22 protein-coding genes, 1 pseudogene and 1 riboswitch are annotated in these 25,476 nt (G+C 27.0%); of the genes and pseudogenes, 1 reads left to right on the top strand and 22 read right to left on the bottom strand.

All coding sequences use genetic code 11. The annotated features are described in order from the left end of the window. Positions 1-101: 101 nt before the first annotated feature. From J2Z25_RS03590 to J2Z25_RS03690, 22 genes and pseudogenes are all read right to left on the bottom strand, one after another. Positions 102-1,403 carry a DUF2812 domain-containing protein gene (locus J2Z25_RS03590; protein WP_209738420.1) on the bottom strand — a complete coding sequence of 434 codons (1,302 nt, stop codon included), beginning with the start codon at positions 1,401-1,403 and terminating at the stop codon, positions 102-104. Continuing rightward, a complete protein-coding gene (locus J2Z25_RS03595) occupies positions 1,387-1,719 on the bottom strand; it encodes a PadR family transcriptional regulator (RefSeq protein WP_008679907.1) in 333 nt (110 codons plus the stop codon). The genes J2Z25_RS03590 and J2Z25_RS03595 overlap by 17 nt, the downstream gene beginning before the upstream one ends. Before the next feature lie 466 nt (positions 1,720-2,185). Then, a complete protein-coding gene (locus J2Z25_RS03600) occupies positions 2,186-2,608 on the bottom strand; it encodes a DUF2871 domain-containing protein (protein ID WP_209738421.1) in 423 nt (140 codons plus the stop codon). Between the two features lie 6 nt (positions 2,609-2,614). Then, positions 2,615-3,277, bottom strand: coding sequence for a hypothetical protein (locus J2Z25_RS03605; protein ID WP_209738422.1), 663 nt, complete (start codon positions 3,275-3,277; stop codon positions 2,615-2,617). Between the two features lie 14 nt (positions 3,278-3,291). Further along, a complete protein-coding gene (locus tag J2Z25_RS03610) occupies positions 3,292-3,717 on the bottom strand; it encodes a hypothetical protein (protein WP_097033724.1) in 426 nt (141 codons plus the stop codon). A gap of 416 nt (positions 3,718-4,133) precedes the next feature. After that, on the bottom strand, positions 4,134-5,999 hold the full coding sequence (locus J2Z25_RS03615; protein WP_209738423.1) for a carbohydrate-binding domain-containing protein: 1,866 nt from the start codon (positions 5,997-5,999) through the stop codon (positions 4,134-4,136). 271 nt (positions 6,000-6,270) lie between these two features. Then, on the bottom strand, positions 6,271-6,555 hold the full coding sequence (locus J2Z25_RS03620) for a hypothetical protein (RefSeq protein ID WP_209738424.1): 285 nt from the start codon (positions 6,553-6,555) through the stop codon (positions 6,271-6,273). 52 nt (positions 6,556-6,607) lie between these two features. Beyond that, on the bottom strand, positions 6,608-7,165 hold the full coding sequence (locus tag J2Z25_RS03625) for a hypothetical protein (protein ID WP_195624108.1): 558 nt from the start codon (positions 7,163-7,165) through the stop codon (positions 6,608-6,610). Continuing rightward, complete coding sequence (locus tag J2Z25_RS03630; protein ID WP_209738425.1) at positions 7,166-8,068, bottom strand: hypothetical protein; 903 nt, start codon at positions 8,066-8,068, stop codon at positions 7,166-7,168. It abuts the gene before it with no gap. A 217-nt stretch (positions 8,069-8,285) separates the two neighbouring features. Beyond that, positions 8,286-9,635, bottom strand: a complete 1,350-nt coding sequence (locus J2Z25_RS03635; protein WP_209738426.1) for a uracil-xanthine permease family protein — start codon at positions 9,633-9,635, stop codon at positions 8,286-8,288. Positions 9,636-9,748: 113 nt separating this feature from the next. Beyond that, positions 9,749-9,850, bottom strand: a riboswitch (purine riboswitch). A gap of 62 nt (positions 9,851-9,912) precedes the next feature. Beyond that, positions 9,913-10,656 (bottom strand): YoaK family protein, encoded by a 744-nt coding sequence (locus tag J2Z25_RS03640; RefSeq protein ID WP_245173052.1) that lies wholly within the window; start codon positions 10,654-10,656, stop codon positions 9,913-9,915. Between the two features lie 70 nt (positions 10,657-10,726). Then, positions 10,727-12,097 carry an MATE family efflux transporter gene (locus J2Z25_RS03645; protein WP_097033730.1) on the bottom strand — a complete coding sequence of 457 codons (1,371 nt, stop codon included), beginning with the start codon at positions 12,095-12,097 and terminating at the stop codon, positions 10,727-10,729. A gap of 285 nt (positions 12,098-12,382) precedes the next feature. After that, positions 12,383-14,095: a methyl-accepting chemotaxis protein gene (locus tag J2Z25_RS03650; protein ID WP_008679921.1), complete on the bottom strand. Its 1,713-nt coding sequence runs from the start codon at positions 14,093-14,095 to the stop codon at positions 12,383-12,385. 307 nt (positions 14,096-14,402) lie between these two features. Beyond that, positions 14,403-15,773, bottom strand: a complete 1,371-nt coding sequence (locus J2Z25_RS03655; protein ID WP_209738427.1) for a sensor histidine kinase — start codon at positions 15,771-15,773, stop codon at positions 14,403-14,405. Continuing rightward, positions 15,763-16,461 (bottom strand): response regulator transcription factor, encoded by a 699-nt coding sequence (locus tag J2Z25_RS03660; RefSeq protein ID WP_008679923.1) that lies wholly within the window; start codon positions 16,459-16,461, stop codon positions 15,763-15,765. The genes J2Z25_RS03655 and J2Z25_RS03660 overlap by 11 nt, the downstream gene beginning before the upstream one ends. A gap of 16 nt (positions 16,462-16,477) precedes the next feature. Further along, a complete protein-coding gene (locus J2Z25_RS03665; protein ID WP_209738428.1) occupies positions 16,478-17,725 on the bottom strand; it encodes an ArnT family glycosyltransferase in 1,248 nt (415 codons plus the stop codon). Between the two features lie 14 nt (positions 17,726-17,739). Further along, positions 17,740-18,087, bottom strand: coding sequence for an EamA family transporter (locus J2Z25_RS03670; protein WP_209738430.1), 348 nt, complete (start codon positions 18,085-18,087; stop codon positions 17,740-17,742). Next, a complete protein-coding gene (locus J2Z25_RS18745) occupies positions 18,084-18,218 on the bottom strand; it encodes a hypothetical protein (protein WP_280915571.1) in 135 nt (44 codons plus the stop codon). Before J2Z25_RS18745 ends, J2Z25_RS03670 begins: the two co-directional genes overlap by 4 nt. Then, positions 18,215-18,955, bottom strand: a complete 741-nt coding sequence (locus tag J2Z25_RS03675) for a glycosyltransferase family 2 protein (protein ID WP_097033733.1) — start codon at positions 18,953-18,955, stop codon at positions 18,215-18,217. The genes J2Z25_RS18745 and J2Z25_RS03675 overlap by 4 nt, the downstream gene beginning before the upstream one ends. A gap of 324 nt (positions 18,956-19,279) precedes the next feature. Beyond that, positions 19,280-21,301 (bottom strand): molybdopterin-dependent oxidoreductase, encoded by a 2,022-nt coding sequence (locus J2Z25_RS03680; RefSeq protein WP_209738432.1) that lies wholly within the window; start codon positions 21,299-21,301, stop codon positions 19,280-19,282. A 297-nt stretch (positions 21,302-21,598) separates the two neighbouring features. Next, positions 21,599-23,023, bottom strand: a pseudogene (locus J2Z25_RS03685) (6-phospho-beta-glucosidase). A 447-nt stretch (positions 23,024-23,470) separates the two neighbouring features. Next, positions 23,471-24,229 carry an SDR family oxidoreductase gene (locus tag J2Z25_RS03690; protein WP_209738433.1) on the bottom strand — a complete coding sequence of 253 codons (759 nt, stop codon included), beginning with the start codon at positions 24,227-24,229 and terminating at the stop codon, positions 23,471-23,473. Between the two features lie 343 nt (positions 24,230-24,572). On the opposite strand from J2Z25_RS03690, the gene J2Z25_RS03695 reads away from it, so the two are divergent. After that, positions 24,573-25,433 (top strand): GNAT family N-acetyltransferase, encoded by an 861-nt coding sequence (locus J2Z25_RS03695; RefSeq protein WP_209738435.1) that lies wholly within the window; start codon positions 24,573-24,575, stop codon positions 25,431-25,433. The last annotated feature ends 43 nt before the right edge of the window (positions 25,434-25,476 follow it).

A 25,476-nucleotide genomic window follows, 5' to 3' on the forward strand; every position in this document is an offset into this window, starting at 1 on the left:
TCATAAGTTAAATAGCTGTACAAAGAAGTACTAGGCTCGATATATACTTATTTCACATATTTTATTTATCTTCTTTTATCTATATTTTATTACTGATGTTACTAATTACTAAATAATTTTTCATAAGCCATATTAATTAATTCATCTTCACTTATTCCTTCAATTGTTGATATCTCTACCATCTTATTAGGTGAAATAATTATATATTGATGTCCACGTTCATTAATATAAACTTTTATGTCATTTGGTAAACTAGTTTGCTTTTCAATATATTCTATACCAGCTTTATTATCAAAATCTATTGTTTTATTCAAATTATATCTAACTGCCCATTTATATTTACTTTCAAAAACATGATAACTTAAATAATCATTTTCTCCTTCACAGCTATAAAATAAATATGATGCTATTGGAGATTTTTCTAATCTGTAGTATAGTGAATCATCTTTACTAATATCATTAAAATCCTCTAATCTTAAAGTAGCTACTTTTTCTAACATTTCATCATCAAGTTTATAATCTCTTGTATATATATTTCTAAAAATTATATTTGTCATAATAAAAAATATCACTAATGTTAATAATATATATACACTTGAAATTATAGTTTTTTTATTTTTATAATTCTTATTTTTAACAAATCTAACTATATAATTTAATAAAGCTATTAATAAGATAAACGTAACACATATCTTAATAAAATCTATATCAGATTTCATACCATAAAATATAAAAGCTATAACAGTTACGATAAATAGCGCCTTATAAATAGTTCTCTTAATCAAAGCAATAACTTTAAAATTATAAGATATTTTTTTTCCTTTACTTATTAATAATTTACCTCTAATATTGAATATTAAAAATGTTATTAATCCTATAATCTCATGTATTGAGAAAGTACTAACAAATAAAAGACTTCCTAAACTTAATGGACTTGCTAAAAAATGCCCATCTGAGCTTCCTATTGTTATAATATATTGTGAGTATAAAAGAAATACTAAAGTTATAAAATTTAAGCTAACATATTTTAATGATGCTTTACGAATAGTATTAAACTTTTCAACTTCATCTGTATGAATATCTATTCTTTCTTGATCTATTTCACTACAATAAACTTGTATTTTTTCTCTTCCGCAAATAAATTCCCATCCAGCTTCTTTACAATACTCTCTGTACTCTAATAAACTTTCGCTATCTTTTCCATCAAAGAACGATACACTATCCATTATATCAACTGAATATTTCAAATTTTTAGGCTCACTTCTTTTAAATTTTAGGAATAATCCCATCATATTCTCTAATACCCATCCCTTTAATGCCATTTTTTCTAGATATTCTTCTAAACTTTTATACTCATAAGGTAAAAAACTAAATATAACCCACTTCTTATTTACCAATACCATTATTATATCCTCCTAAAAAAGATTTCCCATCTTCAACTAACAGAATTAAACGATTATATTCATCTTTTAATATTTCTAATCCTTTATTTGTTATTATGTAGCTTCTTTTCCTCCCTACAACTTCAGTTTCTCTAATAATTCCTTCTTTCTCAAATCTACCAAGTAAAGCATATAATGTTCCTGGTCCGACCTTAACTCTTCCCTTTGATATTTCTTCAACTGATGCCATTATATCTACACCACATCGCTCTTCTATTAAAGATATTAATATATAGTACATTGGCTCAGTTAAATTTTGAAACTGTTCTCTTGGCATCTTTAATCGCCTCCAAACATTGATACTCGATATTAAAAATATAAAAAAAAATTTTTTATCTTATATAACAAGTTTAATATCGAGTATCAATATTGTCAATAAAACTTTTAAAATATTCCTTCTTCCAATACCAAACAAAGGGACTCACGAAATGAGACCCTTTAATTTATAACTAAACCATATATTTAAACTTTAAACTTTATTCTTATTTTAGAATACTTTTTTAATTGCTCCAATATTTTAATAAAATCATTCTCTTATCCTTGATTTTAATTCATTAATGAAATTATCTCTTTCGCTATTATCTTCTAATATTGAAATTGGTATTATAATCTTTCTTTCTATCCCCTATTTTTTCAAGAACTATATAAGCAGTGCGTGGCTAACCCCTCACTGCTTAACAATAATATACACATTCTTTTACAAATTGCTATTAACTATAATTTTTAATTATAATTTATAATCTCTACTTTTCCTCATTAACTAATACTTTCTTCAATGATGTAAATAGCATCCATAAAGCTATCATTAAAAGTATGTGAGATACTCCTGCAATTCCTGAAATCATTCCATTCACTCCACTAGTTACTTGTAATTCTAATGCTTGTATAATTCCACGAATTAGCATCATACATACCATAAGTGGAAGTCCAATATTATATATAACCATGAATTTCTTAAAAGTTTTGTTATATAATAGTTCTGTATCTCTACAAAATAGAGCTATAATTAAAAATAGTATTGAACCTAATACTATTAAATGTACGTGTATATATCCCAATGTTGTTTGGCCTGTGAATCCTAAAACTTTCGTAAATTCTCTGTAAAAAACTCCACCTACCATTGCTAGTAAAAAATATATAAATGAAATGTTCAATATCTTTTTCATACAAAACTACCTCCTTGAATTCATACTATTAAATCCTATTAATACAGTCCAAACATATGCACAAGTTTTTGGAATCATCAACATTCCTACTAATGGAATAGTATCTGCAAATAATACTACAGGTATATAAAATGCAAAACTTAATACAATAGTTAACCACATAAAACGAAAACTTTTATCATTATTTTCTTTTGCACTTTTATAAAATAGAATAATTATCAATATTCCTAACAAAGCAAAAGGTATATTTCGATAAATTCCCCATCTTAAAGATGCATTTATGCTTGTCCAACCATTTTGCGGAAATAAACATAAGATTATACGTGTAATTGATAATAAATATATAGCTAATGTTATTCCATTTTTCCCTTCAATTTTGTAACGTAAACGCCATACATAATAAAGTAGTATATAAAATATAGTCATTGTTATTGAAGTTATAAACTTACCAATTCCTAATGCAAATGTATAATTTTCAAGTCCTGTAGTACATAATGCAATTGCTCTTGGAACTAAGTGAAATGAGTCTCCTACCCCTAATGTTACTGCCATAACCCCAAATAAAAAATATTGTTTTTTCCCATTGTTTTTCATAATCATTATGATTCCTAAAGTAACTACTGTAATTAGATATACAACATCAAATGTTGTTTCCATAATTGCTTGCATTTTAATTTTCCTCCTTATACTTTATATATTTTTCTTTCAAGCTTAAAATAGTTATAACCAAATAGAATTCCAGCACCAAATAATGCACAACCTAAACCAGAATAGAAAACAGCAATAAATACTTCTGGAACAAGGCTAAAAACTCTTATCCCAATACCAAATGTCATCATGAAAGCCATTATACAAAATGATTTTATATCAAAAAATTTCAAAACAAACTGCATCTCTTCTTTATAGTTTTGAATTCTATTTGTATGCTTTGTAACGAGTTTATTAAAAATTATGAACCAAAAAAACACAAACACCAATGTTGAAAGAATTAAGTTCAAGAAAGTGATATGGCTAACATAACTTATAAATCCTATTCGCAATATATTGAATCCTGCAATAAGCCATACTGCACTCGCTAACATTAATAGCTTTTCCTTTCTTATTTTCATAAAAATTCCTCCTTTGTAATATGAATCTTGTTCATATTGAATTATATTTTTATAGAAACCATTTGTATTAAAAGCCTCTATACAATATATTTATCTATTATATTTATTATAAAAAACATATCTTTAAAATATACTAATAACTTATTTTAAAAACTTCTATTTTTAAATTTTGACTATATTTTATATATTGAGTTTAAATTGAACCATGTTCATATAAAGAATATTATACTCTATCATTTATTTTGTCAATAGTATTCTTTATAGAATAAAATTCATAATTATTTGTACTATGTAGTTACTACATTTTTTACTTAAGTAACTACTTCCTTATACGCTTTCCCTGTTAGCATAAATAAAAAGATATTACCTACAGATCTTATAATCTATATAGGTAATATCTTTTTATAAACTTTATATTAAGGCATTACAGGCATTTCTCCTTGTGGCATTCCTTCTTGCCCCCTCATACCACCGCCTTGACCTGGCATTCTTCCTCCACCTGGTTCTCCAAAGCCTCCTGTTGATTGCCCTACAGTTGTAACTGTACTTGAAGCTGTGAAGCTTTCTAATTCAGTTCCTCCTGAGTAAGATCCTTCTGAATACAATCCATCACTTGACGTTCCAGTTGATTCTCCTCCTGTATAAACTTTATAAGATTCATTTGTTTTAATATTTGGTGAAGATATAACAACTGATTGTGCATTTTTACTTGGTGCAAATGTTATAACTTCATTTCCACTTTCGTCTTCAATACGAATTAATGTATTTGCTGATAAGCTTGTAAATATATTAACTGAATTTTGTGTTGATGTTGTACTTGGTAATTGAGCCATACCTGCTCCTCCTGCTGCTATTAGAAGTCCACCTGAAATTTCGAACTTTCCATCATAGTCTAAAGCTCCATTACCATTATCTTCAGGTCCATTTACTATAACAGTTCCTTCCTTCATATATATTGATCCATTAGCATCAATACCATCTCCACTTGCATCTACAATAATCTTTCCACCATTAAGATTGATTGTTCCATTACCTGATGAAGCAAAACTATTTTGTCCTGGTCTTCCATTCATTGAAGATCCATCATTTCCACCTGCAGCATTAATACCATCATCACTTGCAACTAATTTTATGTTCCCATAATTGATATTTATTGTTTCAGCTTCTATTCCTTCATAGGATTTTGATATATTAATATCTCCGTCATTTATATCTATTACTGAATCTGCATGAATACCGTCATCACCTGATGAAGCATTAATACTACCTCCGTTAATTTCTACATTGCCATTAGAATGTATTGAATCATCAGATGAATCAATTTTTATATTTCCAGAATCAATTTTTATTCCTACTACAGCTTTTATTCCCTTAGCACTTGCTGTTTCAGTTTCTTCTAGTGTTGTTTCTTGAGGTCCAAAGTCTTTAGGATTTCCCCATGCTCCCCATGAGCTACTAGCTTTACTGCTATTTTCACTTCCTCCACCTGATTTAATAGTTATATCTCCTCCAGTGATTGTAGTATTTGTTTCAGCTTGTATTCCATCTTCACCTGATGTTATATTAATAGTTCCACCTTGAATTAATACATATCCTCTTTCTTCATCTTCTGAATTGTTAGATTTCATTCCATCACCTTGTGATTTTATAGTTATATTTCCACTTGCTATTGTAATAGAATCTTTTCCTCTAATACCATCATGTACAGAAGTTACTGATATATTAGCATCTCCTATTTCTAAATCATCTTTACTTGTTATTCCATTATTATAATTAGCATTTACTATAAGAGACCCTGTACCATTAATAAACAAGTCAGATTTACTAAAAATTGCAGCATTTGGTTCATCAGTGGCTTCATCCTCAAACACGTAATTTTCTCCATCTGTTACTTGATTTTCTGTTCCATCAGCTAAAATTATATATGTATTTTTAGAATTCTTAACATATATTGCTGAACTATTAGAGCAACTTATATTAGAACCATTTAATATAAGTTCTACATTATCTTCATCTCCAGCATTTACTACTATTTGCCCATCACTTAAAGTTCCTGAAACGCTATAAGTTCCTGCTGAATTTATTATAACCTTGTTTCCTTCTACATCTGCTCCATTTCCTTCTATAGAAATGTTATCTCCTAAAGTTATAGTAGCATTTACATTTTCAATTCTTTCACTGCTTATGGAAGTTTTATTGGTATTCGCTTGTTTATTTGTGCATCCAGTAACTCCTATGCATAAAGAAATTACTGATAATATAGCAATAAGTTTTTTACTCATAAATTTTCCTCCTACAATTTCATTGAGTAAATAATATCATTATTACCTTAAATTAATCTTAAAAGATTTTTAAATTCCACCTTACAAAAATTAAACATATATGAGTTTACTTATTCAGTTATTTTATTCCCATCCAAAGCAATCTTGTATGTACTAACTAAAATAATAAAAAAACTCCCTCTATAGTATTAGTTTTTAGTATTTAAACTGTATACTATAAAGAGAGCTTATCATTTCATAGACGTTCTATCTAAATTTTATTCTAAATATATTATTCTTTATTTAAAGTTAATGAATTTAAATCAACCTTATTTTTATTATCTTTTGAAATTTCATATTTGTCCTTATTTTCTACAACGTCCTTAAGTTCTACATAAGCATTGGTTATTTTTGATGAATATTCATCAACTATTATATCTTCATTAGAAATATCATCATTTATTTTTAATTTATCCAAATCTCTATTCATTCCTAATACTGTATTTCTCTCAAAATTATGTTGAGATAGATTTTCTGAATTTTTAAGTATCAATTCATTTAATATATCTTTAATCATTAATAACACCTCCATATTTCTATAAAAGTATTATTAGTAAATTTTCATAAATTTATTTAGCTATTTGTAAATCATCTTTATATAGTTTTTTAAATGATAACATTATCCATATTTTTATTATTAATGCATATATAGCTGTTACTAGTGCTACAGCCTCTGAAATAAATATAAAATTAAAATTACTTACTATTACTACTACTGAATATAACCAAAGATACTTTATTACTTTCTTTTCATATTCTCTTCCTAAGTCACTATTATATTTTTCATATAAAATTTGTGATGTTCCTTCTAAAAGCTTTACTATAATTATAATTTCTAAAATACTTCCTAAATTAAACCATATAGTATTAAAAATTATATTACTCTCTAAGTTTTCAATCCCCATAAATGGTAATACAAATGTAATAAATGAAATAAAGGCGCTTATATTATTTAACTTTAGTGACATGTTAAGTGAGTCATTTTCATTATCAATCAATATTTCTCTTATTCCAGATGACATAATCAATATTGCAATAAAGTTTGGTAAAATCTTAATAGGTCCAAAATTAAAGTGAAAAGCTGTAAAAAATATTCCCCAAAAGACTTTTTTATAACCACGAATCATTTATATTTCCCCCTTTACTTTTAAATATTTATAAATATCACTAAAACTAAAGTAAGGTTTATAAGTTAAATTATTTATTCTCTGTTCATGATCATTTCCACTTCCATCTTTAAAATAAATAACAGGCTTTATATTGTAACTATAAAGTTTTCTTTCTTTATCATCTATATTATAAAATTTAGAAGTAAAATATAAATTCTCATTTTTATTATAAATCAACTCTTTCTTATTCATACTTCCCAACTTGTCTATATTAAAATCAAATAAGTCCTTAGTATCCTCAAATAATGGTGAATAAACATTTGATATTCTTATGTAATCATTAACTAAAAATCCCACTTTACTAATGCCATCATTTGAGCTTTGTACACTATGCCATTTCAATATCTTTTTATCATAATCATATTTATCCATATGGTACTTATATAGTATTACCTTTCCTAAATCAACCTCCATAGTAAGCCCATCATCAAAAGTTACAGTTGCCTCACTTAATGCAACTTCTTTATCAAATCCATAATCATACTTTTGAGAGTTTAAACTTAAAAAAACTGTATGTACTCCATATCTACCATGACTTTCAATATTATCATTACTGTAATCATAAGAACTCATTAATCCCATAGAATTATTTTCACTTGCATAAAAATTTAATTCTGGTGCTTCTTTAAAAGTTACAGATGATACTTTTCTTTTATCTTTTATATTTGCTATGTATTTCAATTCAATATCAAAACCTGAAATTGAATAGGCTTCCTCATTTTCCATAATCTCAACTTCTTTATAATTTTTCAAAAATACAGGCTTATCTAATTTCAGTTTGCTTAATACTAAAAGTGTTATTATTAAAGATAACCCTATTAAGGCAATAGAAATTTTTAAAGCTTTATTAATATTTTTCATTTTCTCCCCCTAAATATCTAAATTGAACATAATTTCATTATATAATAGATACAATAAAATTTCATTATAATAACTGATTATACTTAAATATACAATAGTTATGTTTTGCATAGCAAAACTTCTTCAACTTTTCACTTTTTCACTCTTAACTTTTCACTTATAAATTAAAACCCCCAACAATTTCATTTGTTGAGGGTTTTATTATTTCATTTATTTATTATGCTGCTTCTATATCACTTTCATCTGCTACTTCTATTTCTTCTTTGTCTTCTTTTAAAACTACATTTAATATTAATGCTGTTATTGTCCCAGTTGATATTCCTGATGCAAAAATCATTTTTAATCCTTCTGGTAGTTGTGCAATAAACTCTGGTCTAAATGTTACTCCAAGTCCTAATCCAATAGATGTAGCTATTATTAAAAGATTACGTTCATTTATTTTTACTTTACTTAATGTTTTTATTCCTGCTGCTGCAACAGTTCCAAACATAACTATTCCAACTCCCCCCAAAACTGGTTGAGGAATGCTATTAACTATTGCTGCAAGTTTAGGTAAAAATCCTAATATAACTAATATAATCCCTGCCATAACTGCTACATAACGGCTAGCTACTTTTGTTAAAGGTATTAATCCAACATTTTGACTAAATGTAGTATTCGGTAATGTACCAACGACACCACCTATCATACTTCCAATACCATCTGATAATACGCCAGATCCTATACGTTTGTCAGTCATATCTACTTCTGAAACTTCTCCCACTGCTTTTAAGCATCCAACTGTTTCAATTGCAGTAACGAAATATGCTGGAATAAATGCTATAAGTGCTTTTAAATCAAAGGTAACTCCATATTCAAATATCTTAGGGAATGAAATCCAACTTGCTTCTTTAACTGCTGTAAAATCTACTAATCCGAGTGGAATGCACACAACATATCCAACAATCATTCCTATAAGTATTGATGCGCTACTAAGCATACCTTTTCCATAACGATTTAGTAATAATGTTCCAATAAGTACAAGCATTGAAATTGATATATTTTTTATACTACCATAATCTGCAGCTCCACTTCCCCCTGCAGCCCAATCTATTGATACAGGTAATAATGTTAACCCAATTAAACATACAACTGTTCCTGTAACTAGTGGTGGAAATAGCTTCATTAATGGTCTTATAAAATAACTAAGTACTACTTCAAAAACTGCACCCAAAATAGTAGCTCCAATTATTCCCGGTAATCCTAAAACTGATCCAACTGTAATAGATGGTGATACAAAAGTAAAGTCTGTCCCCATTATGCATGCTACTTTTGAACCTACTGGGCCTATACCCTTAGCTTGTATTATTGTTGCAAGACCAGCTGCAAGTATTGATGCACTTATTAATGCTGTCCCTGTTTTAACATCAAAACCTAATGCACTAGATATAACTAATGGAACAACTATTATTCCACCAAATGCAGCAAATATATGCTGAATTCCAAACAATATTTTTTCTGATATTGATGGATTATCATCAACTCCATATGTTAGGTTAATTCCATCTGTTGCTTTTGCTTTATCCATGACTTCATCCTCCATTGTTTAAGTAATAAAAAAACACCTCGTAATCGAGGTGTTGTCTTAAAATAGAAATAAAATCATAAATTTATATTACAAATCTATTTATAATAATTTCTTTTTCAAATCCAATACCTCGTAGTCTGCCTATTTACGGTTAGCAGGTAGAAACTTTCGGTCCATATCACCGATGATATACGAGCATTTCTTAATTTATATTCGTATTATACACAAACATTAATATAATTTCAACAATTAATTCTATGGAAATTTCTTTCCATTTTTATATATCTCTTTTGATTAATCTGTATTCATCTATGCTAAATAAAATTTTTGAGATAAATAATATAATAGAGCATGTCCATATTGATTTGACACCAAAATTTACAGTTAATATCCCGCCTAAAGATGCACCAAATAAAAACGAAGCAATTACTATTATATATCTTATTGATCTTGCATATGCAGCCTCATCCTTTTTAGTTATTGCTAAATATGCAGCTTGTGAAGCTGTTCTTAAATTTCCTGTACACATAGTTGTGCTATATGGTGAATCAACTAATCTCCTAAAAGATGAAATTTGCACTGATGAAACAAAAGATATAGTTGTAGTTACAAATATATCTGGTACAGTGTCTGGTATGAATCCAATAATAAAAAGTACAATTGCTTCAATAATTAAAATAAACTTTTCAGCCCTTGCTGATTCTGAATAATTCTTTATTGATTTTTCTCTTATTATTTCTGTCACTATAACACCGACTACAAATGCAAAAATAGGAAGTGCAGCCATAAATACATTTTTATAATTCCTATTTGTAATTCCAAGTGCAACTAATACAATATTTCCTGTTTCAGCATTGGCAAATACACCACCTCTACATATGAATGTATATGCATCTAAAAACCCTCCAACTATTGCTAATAGTATTCCTAACCTTAATGATTCAGATGTTATTTCATGACTAGGTATCTTTTCTCTTATGCGCCTAATAATGCCTTTTATCTTTACTTTTTTTGCATTCAACTAAAAGCCCCCTTGATACTTTCATTATTACGATTAAAGTATATTTTTAAGTAAAAACTGCTTTTAATATCTAAGCTCCAACTATATTTTTAAGCCACTTCTTTTGTTTATACCTTCTAAATCCTAATATAAACTTATAAACCTCTTCAAGTGTTATCATTGCATAAACGTAATAAATAGGTAATCCTAAAATAATTCCTCCAAAGAAAGCCATTGGTATTCCAACACACCATACTCCTGTAATATCTAAAAGTAAAGATGCCTTTGTATCTCCACCACTTCTAAGAACACCTACTATATTAACTAGGTTAAACATTCTAAATGGTAAATAACATATAAATACAGTTAAACATTTAGTTATATCTAATGCTATATTATCTGGAACAGAAAATAACTTAATTAATGGAGTTCTTATCATAAAGCATACTAACCCCATAACTATTGTTAATAGTAGCTGTAATACAAAGAAGCTCCTAGCATGTTTATCTGCCTCCTTTAGCTTATTAGCACCTAATTCATTTCCTAAAATAACAGCAGTAGCTGAACTTAATCCTTGGAATAAAACAACACATATTTGTTCAACATTTTGAGTTATTGTAATTGATGCAACAGCTTCATCTCCCATTCTTCCATAAACTAATGAATACATAGTAACTCCAAGCCCCCACATAAATTCGTTAGCAATAACAGGTGATACTGTGACTAAATACTTTTTAATGAACTCCTTATCAAAACTAATAAGTTCTTTTATCTTAGCAGCTGCTGGACCCTTGCTTATATAAACAATAGCCAAAATAGATAAACATTCAACTAATCTAGCAATAACAGTTGCTATTGCAGCCCCTTGAACCCCTAGTCTTGGTGCTCCAAAATTACCAAATATAAATGTATAGTTTAATATTACATTAACTCCAATAGCTACTACACTTATAAAAACTGGAGCCTTAACTCTATTGGTTGCCCTTAAAAGTGATATGTAGCAATTTGTAATTGCAGTTAAAGGATAACTTAAAGCTACTATAACTAGATAAGAGGCTCCAACAGCTATTGTATTTTCACTTGGAGTAAAAATTCTCATGACAAGCTTTGGTATTAAAAGTCCTGATAACATAAAAATAATAGAACCTAAAAGTCCTATAATAAGTGATATCCCAAGAACTCTTCTTATATTCTTTACATCTCTCTTCCCCCAATATTGAGCAGTTAGTATTGAAGATCCACTTACAACACCAAATAATAATAAAGTAAAAACAAAAAACACCTTATTAGCTAATCCAACTGCTGCAATAGCACTTTGTCCTAAAGTTCCTATCATCATAGTATCAACAAGGTTTAAAGTTGTATTAAGAAGTGCCTGTATTGCTATAGGAATTCCAATAGCTACAGTTTTCTTTAGAAATTTTTTATCATCAAATAAGTCTTTAAAATATGATATAACCATAGTTCATCTCCTCCCTATCATATCTTTCATATTATAAAAAGCGTACCTTTCGATACACTTTTATAAAAATTAATAATAATTCTATTGCTAGAATAAAAAATCCAATATATATAAATCTAATTATTCAGTAACTTGTCTTCAAATCTGAGTAAACTTATATATTTTTTATACATTAAAACATATGCAAAAGTACTTATAAATGCTAATTTTATACTTCAATTCAATAACTTTATATAATATATCTTATTAATTATAACATAGTTTAACATATATACTAATATAATTTTAGACCTTAAACTTTTGAATCATTTCATTTAAATCTTGTGCAAGCTCCGCTTGAGATTGAGCTGTATCTGCTATTTGTTCCATAGCCTTAGTAGATTCATCAACACTTTCATTTATTCCATCTAAGTTACCTGATGACTTTTGAGCCATATCTGCCATACCTTGAACTGCTTCATTAACTTGATTCATTGTCGCTAAAACTTCTTCTGTCATTGCTGCTAGCTCTTCTGACATATTATTTACAAATATTCCATCACCTTGATACTGTTCTCCAATCTCTACAAATGTTTCAAATTCAGGAACAATATTATCATTCATAAACTTTAATAGCTTATTACTATTGCCCGATAAACTTTTAAATGCTTCTTGCACCTTTTCTATAGTAAATTTAACATTACCTACAGCTTCTGAAGATTGTTCTGCTAATTTTCTTACCTCTTCAGCGACTATAGCAAATCCTTTTCCTTGCTCACCTGCTCTTGCTGCCTCTATAGCTGCATTAAGTGCTAAAAGATTTGTTTGCTCTGCTATGTCTGCAATAGTTTCTGCCATTACTTTAATATCTGATACAACTTTTCCTTTTTCTATATCATTTAAAACTTGTTTTTCCATTTCACTGTAAACTTCTTTTGTATTTTCGGTTGCTACTTTACTAGCCTTTTCAATTTTTGTTGCTCTATTTCTTATTTCAACTGCATTATTACTACCTTCCATTGCTTTATTTGACAGTATATTAACACTTGCATCTACTTCTTGTACTGCTGCAGATATTTCCTCAGCTGTTGCACTATTTTCTTGTACACCTAAATTAACTTCACTTGTTAAAGCATTTATACTTTCAAATTTTGCAGTCATTTCCTCCACTGTAGCTGATAACTCTTCACTTGAAGCACTCATATCTTGAGAAGTATCCATAATATTTTTTATTAATCCACTAATATTTTCTTGCGCCTTATTTAAATTATTTCCTATTTCCCCAAACTCATCATTTGATTCTATTATAATTGGATCTGCTAAATCATAATTAGATAATCTATTAGCTAATCCTCTTATTTTATTTAAAGATTTCTTTATTGAACTTTGCATTAAAAATGCAAATAAACTTGCAAATATCGATAATACTACTATAATAAAAATAATTAGATTTAGTGAATTACTAAAGGTTTCATTACCTTCAACTTTAATTTCATTTGCCCATTGTTCGTTTAACTCTAATAATTTATTTAGCTCATATCTCATATTTTCTCTTGCCTGGTTCATAGTTGAAAGTTGCATTTCTGCTTCTTTTTTATTCCCATTATATATAAAATTTATATACTTTTTAACAGACTCGTTAAATACTTTCAAATTAACTTTAAATTCATTAAAAATGTTTCTTTCATCTTCATCATCTATTGTAGTTTCGTAAATTGCAATTTGCTTTTCACTTTCTTCTGAAGCATCAGTAATTTCTTTTATTAATTCATCTAAATTAGTCTTACTACTCGAATTTTCCATTAACTGTATATCTTTATAAATATTCAATTGATTTTTATCTATCTTATTAATTGAATCAATTGATTTTATAGTAATATTATTTAAATAATCTACAGATTTATCAATACTATACATATTGTATATACCTATTATTCCAATTACCCCCATTGAAAAAATAGTACTTAAGAAATAAATTAATAATCGTGTAGATAGTTTTAAGTTATTATAAAATTTCATATGTCTCCCCCTACCTGTTAAACTTTTGTTCATATTTATTATTAAACATTTATTTATTAAATGTCAAATTTATCTTTTATATCCTTATTATAATAAATACAATGAATTTCAATTAAATATATATTTCTTTAATTTCGTATAATTTAAATTATTATTTACTTACTCTAGATATATTAATTATTATCAATACTATTTGAAAATGAAAAAATCAGATATAATTTTTTAGTATTCTATCTAGTAGATTGAATACTATTAATTTAAAACTAAATGAGAGCATTAATGAATTTATACCATTAATGCTCTCATCTTAAACAACTGATAGCTTAATATATAATTTAAATGTATTATTGTTACATTCTGCGTAAATATCTCCACTGTGAAGATCTATAATATTTTTGGCTATTGCTAAGCCAAGCCCAGAACCTGGAATATCTGAATTCCTAGATTCATTACATCTATAAAACCTATTGAAAATTTTATCTATGTCCTTCAATGATTCGTGTTCTATTTCATTTTCAAAAGATATTATGATATTATTCTTATCTTTTAAAATATTAATTGAAATATCACTATTTCTCTTACTATATTTTACAGAGTTTGATAAAACATTTTGAAAAACTCTACCTATTTTACTGGAATCAACATTCAAATTTATGTTTGAATACTCATATTTCTTAATAAATACTATATTTTTCTCTACAGCTTCAATATATAACTCTCCTATACTCTGCTCTATTATTTCAATTATATTTGCATTACTTTTATTTAAAGTAACTGAATTAGATTGAAGCTTAGAATACTCAAATAAATCTCCAATTAACTCTCTTAATTTATAAGATTTTTCTATTGCACTTTTAGTATATCTTTTTTTATTTTCCTCCGAAGTTTTTTCATTATCAATAAGTTGTAAGTATCCTATTATTGATGTTAGTGGAGTTCTTAAATCATGAGAAACATTTGTAATTAATTCAGATTTAAATTTTTCTTGGCTTCGCTCTGAAGTTATACTGTTTTTTAAATTCTTAGCCATTAAGTTCATTCCTTTTGCTAAGGATCTTAATTCATCTTTTCCTTTTTCTGATATTATATAATCTAAATTACCTAATGAAAACTCATTTATTCCTTTGGTTAATTCTCTTATATATCTAGCTTTTCTAATTGTATAAATATATATTATTATTATTGCTAGTAGAAAACTTAATGAAATAGATGAAATTACTTTTATAATTACCTCATTTCCTCCCTGTTCTCTCCATATTAAAAGATTGTAATCTTTATTATCTAAGCTAATGTCATATCTTTGATAAATATTCTCGTCAGAATATTTATTTTGAAATATATTTTGAATTTTATTGACATCAATTATATTTGAATATACATTTTTTGATTTCATATAAATATTTCCCTGTGTATCTATAATAGCTGCATTAACTTTATTCAATTCGCATACTTCATTTAAATATTCCTTACTGTTATCATCAAGTCTATTAACATACCTTTGTATATCTATATAAGTTTTATTAAAAATATTAATTAAACTTTCATTGGAATTGTATTTAACAATATTAATACTATGAATAATCCCACTAATAGCTATTATAAATGTAACTATACTTAATAATAAAAACTCTTTTTTTAAACTCCATACAAATAATTTTTTTTGTCCTTTATTTCTCAATTTTATATCCAACTCCCCATACAAGTTTTATATACTTAGGATCTTTAGGATTAATCTCAATTTTTTCTCTTATATTTCTAATATGGACAGCCACTGTATTTTCAGAATTATAAAATGGCTCGTTCCATACTTTTTCATATATTTGTTCTGTACTTAATACTCTACCTCTATTTATCGCTAAAACTTCTAATATATCAAATTCCCTAGGCGTCAATTTTATATTTCTATCCTCTACCAAAACTTCTCTATTTGCTTTATTGATTCTAAGGCCATCTATATATATTTCTTCATCATTAATTTCTTTAGCTTCACTAAAACTAGTAACTCTTCTTAACTGCGATTTCACCCTTGCTACTAGCTCAAGTGGATTAAAAGGCTTTATAATATAATCATCCGCCCCTATGTTTAGTCCTAATATTTTATCACTATCTTCACTTTTAGCTGAAAGCATTATAATAGGCATCTTTTTATCTTCCCTTATTTTAATACAAGTTCTAATACCATCAAGTTTAGGCATCATTATATCTAAAATTATCAAATCTATTTTTTCTTTTTTTAATTTTTCTAAAGCTTCTATCCCATCACTAGCTAAAACAATATTATATCCCTCATTAATTAAATAAATTTCTATTATTTCTCTAATATCTTTTTCATCATCAACTACTAATATTGTTTTATTATCATCCATAAAAAACATCCTTCTTTCAATAAATCTTTTTTACTCTCTTCTTTTTTATCAAATTATCAATTATATATCCTGAAAAAATTGTAAGCAATGAAATTAATGGATAAGAATATCTTTCAAATGTGAAATAAGGTAAATAAACAAGATTAAATAGTATTACCGTTCCTAATATAATAAGTATATCAAAATTCCAAGTTGACTTTTTCTTACACATTACTATTCCCGCTATTGCTGAAATTAAAATAAAATAATGTTGAATCAGAGCTAATATAAAACCTATTACACCATTCCAATAAAATGGTGATTTCCAAAAATAAAATGTTTTACCTAGAGTGTACCAGTATATATATTTAATGGGTTTTTCCCTACCATAAATTTTTAATCTTTCTATTCCTGCTTTAATTTCATTTTTATTGCTTTCAATATAATTTTCGCCTTTTTCGTATGGAACTCCAAAACCACCACTTTGATCATAGTTTACAAATGTTCCTTGTAAAAATGGATTTCCACTAGATGCTGTAAAAGGTATGAAAGTATTAAATTGCTTATAATTTCTTATCCACCAAGGTGTCATAATTAAGCAAAATATTACTAAAACAATACTAGCATACTTAAACATATCCTTCAATTTGTATTCCTTTTTCATTATCCAAGCTAATAGTATTACTCCTGGAAATGCTGCGATTGTAGGCCTAAATAAACATGCTGTACCCCATACTATTCCTGCTATTATATATAACCTTGTATTTTTTCTTTCAATTGCATACATGCTTAAATATACTAATAAAAGTAATAAAAATTTAAAAATAGTTTCCATAAGAATTAAACTTGTAACATAAAACTCTACTACATACAACGAATTAATTAAACATGCAATTATTCCAATCCTACTATTAAATAATTTTCTTCCTATAAGGAAAATTATATATAAGGAACCACATTGAATAAATATCTGAAATATTCTAAATGCTACTATTGCATTAAACTTACCCAATAATGCAACAAAACCTGATAGTATAAAAGTTAATCCCGGCATAATATATACAGTTGGCTCAGTTATATTTTCATAGGATAATATTTTATTCTCTACTAAATTCCAAGCACTTCTTATATATTTAACATCATCATTATCAAAACTTTCCATGCTTCCTAGAAGCGTTGAATCTCCAAACTTTAATATATAAAGTAAAGCTATTAAAGCAAAAATTACTTCTATTAAAATAAGAGCTACTTTTATATTCTTTTCTTCTTTCTTTATTGAAAACATCTATTTCTCTCTCCCTAACTTAAACTTATTATAAATGCTCCACAAAATATTAGAAATAATCCTAGTATTCTAAGAACACTTATATTCTCATTAAATATAAATACTCCAATAATTGCACCAAACACATAACAAAGACTTTGTAATGGATATACCTTACTCAAATCTTCTTTTGATAGTATATAAATCCAGACTATACTTGCAATTACGTATATAATTCCTCCTCCTAAAACATAGGGATTAAGAATAAAATTAAATATACCTTTTAAATTCATTTCAAAATTTATTGTTTTTGTACCTAGTTTCCATATAACTTGTCCTAAAAGTAATAAAACAATATTTATGCTTATTAATAAATACATCATTTATTTTCTTTCTCCTTTAATAGCTGTAAAAGAATTGCATTTTCTTGTGTTAATCTTATAACTCTTTTTTTCAAATTAAAGATTTCATAAATAATATAGACTACAAAAATCGTAGTTATTAATGATTTCATCTAATCACTTCACTCTCCTTCTTATTTAGACATCTAACATTACTATAACTACAATAAAGTGCAACATTTATAGTTGATACTGTTACTTTTATCATATAATATATCGCCATAATAGGAGTGATAGATGATTTTCCTGCTTTTCTATCATTCATTTCAACTTTAATCTCTTTTATATTTAATCCATTCTTACATGCATATACTATTGTTTCAACTTCTGGATAATCTTTTGGATAGTAATTTGAAAAAAGTTCTATTCCTTTTCTTTTTACTACCCTATATCCGGATGTTGTATCATAATAATTTCTTCCACATAATATTGAAACTAACATAGAAAAATATTTAATCCCAACTTTTCTAAAAAAACTCGGTTTATATTCAGTTCTTTCAACAAATCTAGATCCTATTACAATATCAGTATTCCCGTCTTCTATTTCATTAATAAGATTCTTTAAATCCCTTGGATTGTGCTGTCCATCTCCATCTACCTGTATAGCAATGTCATATCCTTCGATATATGCATAAATATATCCGCTTTGAACTGCCCCTCCTATCCCTAAATTATTGGTTAAGTTTATAATCTTAGCTCCTGCTCTTCTAGCCTCACCATAGGTGTTATCGCATGAGCCGTCATTTACAACCAGAACATCTGCGAATGGAATATTTAATTTAACAGATGAAACTACATTATATATACTTTTCTCTTCATTATAAGCAGGAATAATAACTAATATTTTCATTTTTATTACCTCCATTTACAACTCATCTTCCATATACTAAATTCTAAATATCAAATTTAAATATTTTTAATTAAATTTCGCAATAAATATTAAAGAATTTATGAAGAATTTATGAAGCTCAAATTTATATACTTTAAGATAAAAAAAGAATATTAATTTTACTTAATTACAAGTAAAACTAATATCCTTTTCTTATAAAATAATTAACATAACTTATAGTTTAAAATAAATATGTCATTATACTGTTTTTTAATAAGTTCAATAATTCAAACTTGAATTACCTTTTCCAAACTATCTATAATTATTTCTCTACAATATTTTTATTTAAATAGCAAAATCTATCTCTACTTCTGTTTCATTATAAGTTACTTGTCCACCTATATCAGATACTCCTGAGTCTGTTAAATAATTAGGATTTCCATGTTTTGTCCACCATCCAACATACATTAAAACTATAAAATCAGCTACACTATTATCAATTTTTAAATTTACTCTTATTTCTCCATTATGATTTCTTAAAGTAACTATTTTTTCTTCATTAAATGATAGCTTCCTTGCCATTTCTTCATTTATATAAGCAACAGAAATTCCATCTTCATCCATCATATGTTGGCTTGATAAAGTATCTCTACTATGGTTAGTAAGTAATTTAAAAATTAATTTATTATCTTTTTTATTATCATTTTCTAAATATAAGCTTTCGTTAAAGAATATTTCAAATTTCCCTGAAGCTGTTTTAAATTTTTTATCTTCCCAAGCTACAGGTTTATGAATTGTAAAATAGTTATTTTTTAAATATTCTATATCTACTTCATCATTAAACTTCTTTAATGGTTCTATAACTTTTGATAAATATTCTTGTTTATCAACATATGGATAATTATCTAACTTAACTCTTTTTGCAAGCTCTTTAAAAAATTCATATTCATCCATTAATTCATTTTTAGGTTCAACAGCCTTTTCATTATAAATTATATATGGACTTGTCATAGAACTATATATTAAATCTTCACTTTCTAATGTACTTGTAGTTGGAATAAACAAATCACATTCCTTAGCTGTATCAGTCATAAACATATCAAAACATACTTTAAATTCTACTTTTGAAAATGCATCATTTAAATTATTTAAATTAGCCAGTTGATTTAATAAATTACTTTTTGTAATTACAGACATCTTTATTGGTGTATTATATTTTTTACTTTCTTTGTCTAAACTAGCATCTTTCAAATAAACTTTATCATCATCATAAAAGTCTCTTCCTAATAATGAATCATTTATAAAATCGGCCATATGACTTACATAAAAAAATCTATTTTCACAAGATTTCTCGCTATTATAAGGGTCAGAATCAATTACATTTGGATAAACTTTATTAGCATAATTAATACCACCGCCAGCAAATCCAATTTGACCTGTGATAGCTCCTAAAATATCTACTAAGCTTATGGTATTTCCACCATTTTTGTATTTTTGCATACCATATCCAAGCAATATAGTAGAATACTTATTTGTATATAGCATAACTAATTCTTCTATATCGTCTTTGCTTACACCACAAATTTCTATTAAATCTTCAAGATTTAGGCTTTCTACATAATTCTTATAATCTTCAAAACCATTAACATAGCTTTTTATATAATTTCTATCATATAAATTTTTATCAATTATTATTTTTCCCATTGCAAGCGCAAGAGCTCCATCGCCATTAGGTTTGATTCTCACATATTTATCTGCCATTTCTGCAGTCTTTGTGTATATTGGATCAATTACTACGATCTTACTTCCATTACTCTTAGCTTTTTTTATACTTTGCATTGTATGTATAGTTGTAAAAGCAGGGTTTTTCCCCCATACAAATATTGTTTTACTATTTATCATATCATCTAATGAATGGCTTTTCACATCTCCAAAATTATATGTTTGTGCCTTAATTCCAGCACTCCAGCATGGTCCACCTTTAGATTTACTCACTCCCCCATAAAAATTAAAGAATAAATCTCCCATACTTTTAAGTAATGCACCATTTCCATATTGCTCATAGTATAATATCGACTTTGAAGAATATTTATTTTTGTAATACTCAAGCTTTTGAGCCATAATATTTAAAGCTTCATCAAAAGATATTTCCTTCCATTCACCATTTATCTTTATCATTGGAGAATATATTCTTTCCCTGTGCTTTAATCTATCTAAATGTGCTAATCCCTTCTTACATATAAATCCTTTAGTATAAGGATGCTCTTTATCTCCTTGAATTTTTACTATTTCATTTTTATCAACGTAAATATTAAACTTACAACAATCAAAACAATCTAACGTGCAACCATGACTTAACTTTTTCATAATATACTCCCCATTTACTCTATATATTTTACTTATTTTATAATATTTTAGGTTGTATCACTTTCTCTTTATAGAATATCAAATTTTGTAATTACTTACTAGATAAATGTCTTTACTATTTATCTCATAATTTTTTTATAAATATTAAGAGGCTATATCAAAATAAATTTGATATAGCCTTGTACCATTAAGATATACATTCATTAAAAACTTATCTATAAATAAATTCTATAACTTAATTTTTTATTTATTAGATTTCTTATTTTATATCTATAACTAAATTTTTTATGCTAATAACTAAAGTTCTTCTCCATTTGAAGCAATAACTTTTTTATACCAATCAAAGCTCTTTTTCTTACTTCTCTTTAAAGTTCCTTTACCATCATTATCACGATCTACGTAAATAAATCCATAACGTTTTTTCATTTCACCAGTTCCTGCACTTACTAAGTCAATACATCCCCAAGTTGTATATCCAAGTAAGTCAACACCATCGATATCAACCGCATCCTTCATAGCTTTAATATGCTCTCTTAAATAAGCAATTCTATAATCATCTTCAACATACCCATTTTCATCTGGAGTATCTACTGCTCCAAGTCCATTTTCTACAATAAATAAAGGTTTTTGATATCTATCATATAATGAATTTAAAGTTATTCTAAGTCCAAGTGGATCAATTTGCCATCCCCATTCACTTTCATCTAAGTTAGGATTTTTAAGTGATGCAAATATATTTCCTTCTGTTAGCTTATTAACTTCTGGATCTGAACTTGCACATCTTGAAGAATAATAAGAAAATGATATAAAGTCTACAGTATATTTCTTTAAGATTTCTGAATCTCCATCTTCCATCTTAATATTAATACCTTTTCTCTCCATTTCCTTTAAAGCATATGCCGGATAAGCTCCTCTTGATTGAACATCTATAAAGAAGTAATTTTCTCTATTTTTATTCATTGCTTCAAGAACATCGCCTGGTTTACAAGTATAAGGATATGTGTCACCAGCTGCTAGCATGCATCCAACCATATTGTTTGGATCTACTTCATGAGCAATCTTTGTAGCTAATGCACTTGCTATTAACTCATGGTGTGCTGCTTGATACTTAACTTGCTCTTTATTTTCGCCTTCTTCAAATCATATACCCGCTCCCATAAATGGTGCATGTAGTATCATATTAATTTCATTGAATGTTAGCCAATACTTAACAAGGCCCTTATATCTATTAAATATAACTGTGCAAAGACGTTCATAGAATTCTACCATTTTTCTATTTCTCCAAGCACCGTATTTTTCAATTAAATTAATAGGGCAATCAAAATGAGTAATTGTAACTAATGGCTCAATACCATATTTATGACACTCTTTAAATAAATCTTCATAGAATTTTAATCCTTCTTCATTTGGAGTTTCATCATCACCATTTGGAAAAATTCTACTCCAAGCAATTGAACATATATAAGTCTTAAAACCCATTTTTCCAAATAGTTTTATATCTTCTTTATAATTATGATACATATCTATAGCTTCTTTTGCTGGATAAAAATGCTCATTATCAAAATCAAACATTTTCATTTCTCCAGCTATAATAGGAAATCTATCCTTGCCTATAGTAACTACATCTACATTTGCAAGGCCTCTTCCTCCTTCATTATATCCACCTTCACATTGGTTTGCAGCAGTAGCTCCACCCCATAAGAAATCTTCTCTAAATCCCATCTTTCATCTTCCTTTCTTTTATACAATAACTTATTACTACTCTTGTTCTGGCTTTTTAATTAAGAACTGTTAATAATTCATCATTTTGTTTTACTGACTTTTTGTCAGTTTCTATAAAATCAAGATAATCTGAGCTATTAGTAACTATGATAGGAGTTTCTAAACTATATCCTTCTTTTTTAATAGCTTCAATATCAAAAGTAACTAATGTTAGTCTGATTATTATATTTACTCTACAATACCCTATTTATTAAAAAAGCCCATTTACATGCAAAATAAAACCAACCTTGAAGTTGAATATTTCCCATGTAAATAGGTTTAGTTTTCACTTAAACAATCACTATCCAATTTACTATATTTGAATTATAAGGTATGCCCACCTTTCGTCAACGATTTCATTGGAATTTTCACGAAATAAAGTTTTTATAAATTACTTAACTTTTTGTATTAAAATGCTGTCCATCCTGCATCTGCAACTATCTCTGCTCCATTGATCAAACTAGAATCATCACTTGCAAGGAATAAAGCTATTGTTGCAATTTCTTCTGGAGATCCTGATCTAGGCACGCTTTCCATCCCAAGTTTAACTCTTGAAAATCCAAATTGACTAGGATGACTTATCCCTACTCCAATTTCTGAATCTACTCCTCCAGGACAAATAACATTACATCTTATACCCTTATCAGCATACATAAATCCAATATTTTTAGTTAATCCTAATAACGCATATTTAGAAGCTGTATATGAAACCCCAGCTCTACAACCATTTAAACCGCCTATAGATCCAACATTAATTATATTTCCTCCACCTTGTTGTATCATTAAATTTACTGCCTTTCTACAAGCATAAAATGGGCCATTTAAATTAACATTCATTACACTTGCCCATAATTCATCTTCAACTTCACCAACTGGCATCATTTCATCCATTATGCCTGCATTATTAACTAAAATATCAATTTTACCAAACTTCTCAATTGCAAAATCTATCATCTTTTCATTATCTTCTTTTTTTGAAACATCACCTTGCATAGCTATTATCGTACCATTGTAATCCTTTGATATCTCAACTATTTCATCTAATTTTTCTTTTCTTCTAGCAACTACAATAACAGAAGCTCCTTCCTTTGCATAAAGAAGAGCAATAGATCTTCCCATCCCTGAACTAGCACCTGTAACCACAGCAACTTTACCATTAAGTTTCATATATAATACCTCCCAAATATAATTATTTTTATTTTAAATCAAACGTTTACTTTATAACGAAGATATAATTTGTTAATTTTTAAACTATATTTCCTATGTTATTTCATTTTTTATCGGTATGTATATGAACTAATTTATATTTTGTTATAAGTTTTAGTATGTAGTCAATAAAGACACAATACTAAAAACTCTCCTTTTCTATTATATTACTTTAAGTGTATTTTATTGTTACTTTTTTGTCAATTATTATTGTAAATATTTATTTTATATACTACAATTTATTTTCTATAATAGACTAATATAAACAGTAAAAATATGGTTATTACATTAAGGAGGATTTAAAATGTATAGCTACAATACTTTAGAAAATACGCCTATTGATATTTTGCATAAAGCATTTATATTGGCTTTTTCAGATTATCAAGTAGAGATTGATATCTCCATTTCTAAATTTGAAAACATGCTTTTAAGAAGAGGTTATAATCCTAAAATTTCAATTGGCACATTTAAAGAAGATGATTTGATTGGATTTATTTATAACGGATTAAGAATTTGGAATAATAAAAAAACTATATATGATACAGGAACAGGGGTTATTAAAGAATATAGAAAGCACGGAATTACTACAACAATGTTTAACAATCTAAAAAAAGAGCTAATTAAAAATAATGTAGAATATTATTTGCTTGAAGTATTAAAAACTAATACTGTAGCTTTTGAACTATATAAAAAACAAGGATTTAAAGTTGTAAGAGAATTTGACTGCTTTAAATTAGATAAATCCTCCTATACTCCTATTAAAATGTATAATACTGAAAATAAATCTACATTAACAGAAGAAGAATGGAATGATGTAATAAACTTTTGGGATATTGAGCCTTCATGGCAAAATTCTATTGATTCAGTAAAATCCACTATAGATAGCTTCATATTCTCACTAGTAAAAGAAAATAATAAAATTATTGGTTACGGTATTATTGATAAAAATACAGGAGATATTCCACAACTTGCAGTTCATAATGACTATAGAAATAAAGGCGTTGGAAAAAGCATTATTACGAATTTAATTGAAAATACAAAAGCAAATATAGTATCTGTTATTAATGTAGATAATATCTATGCGCCTATGAAAGAAATGCTCTCCTCTATTGGATGTCAAAATTTTATTGGTCAATACGAAATGTTATTAGAGTTAGAAAACTAATTATTATAAATTCAAAATAAAGTTACACTTAGCCTTCATAATA

It is taken from the genome of Clostridium tertium (assembly GCF_017873245.1).
Lineage (GTDB): Bacteria > Bacillota > Clostridia > Clostridiales > Clostridiaceae > Clostridium > Clostridium tertium.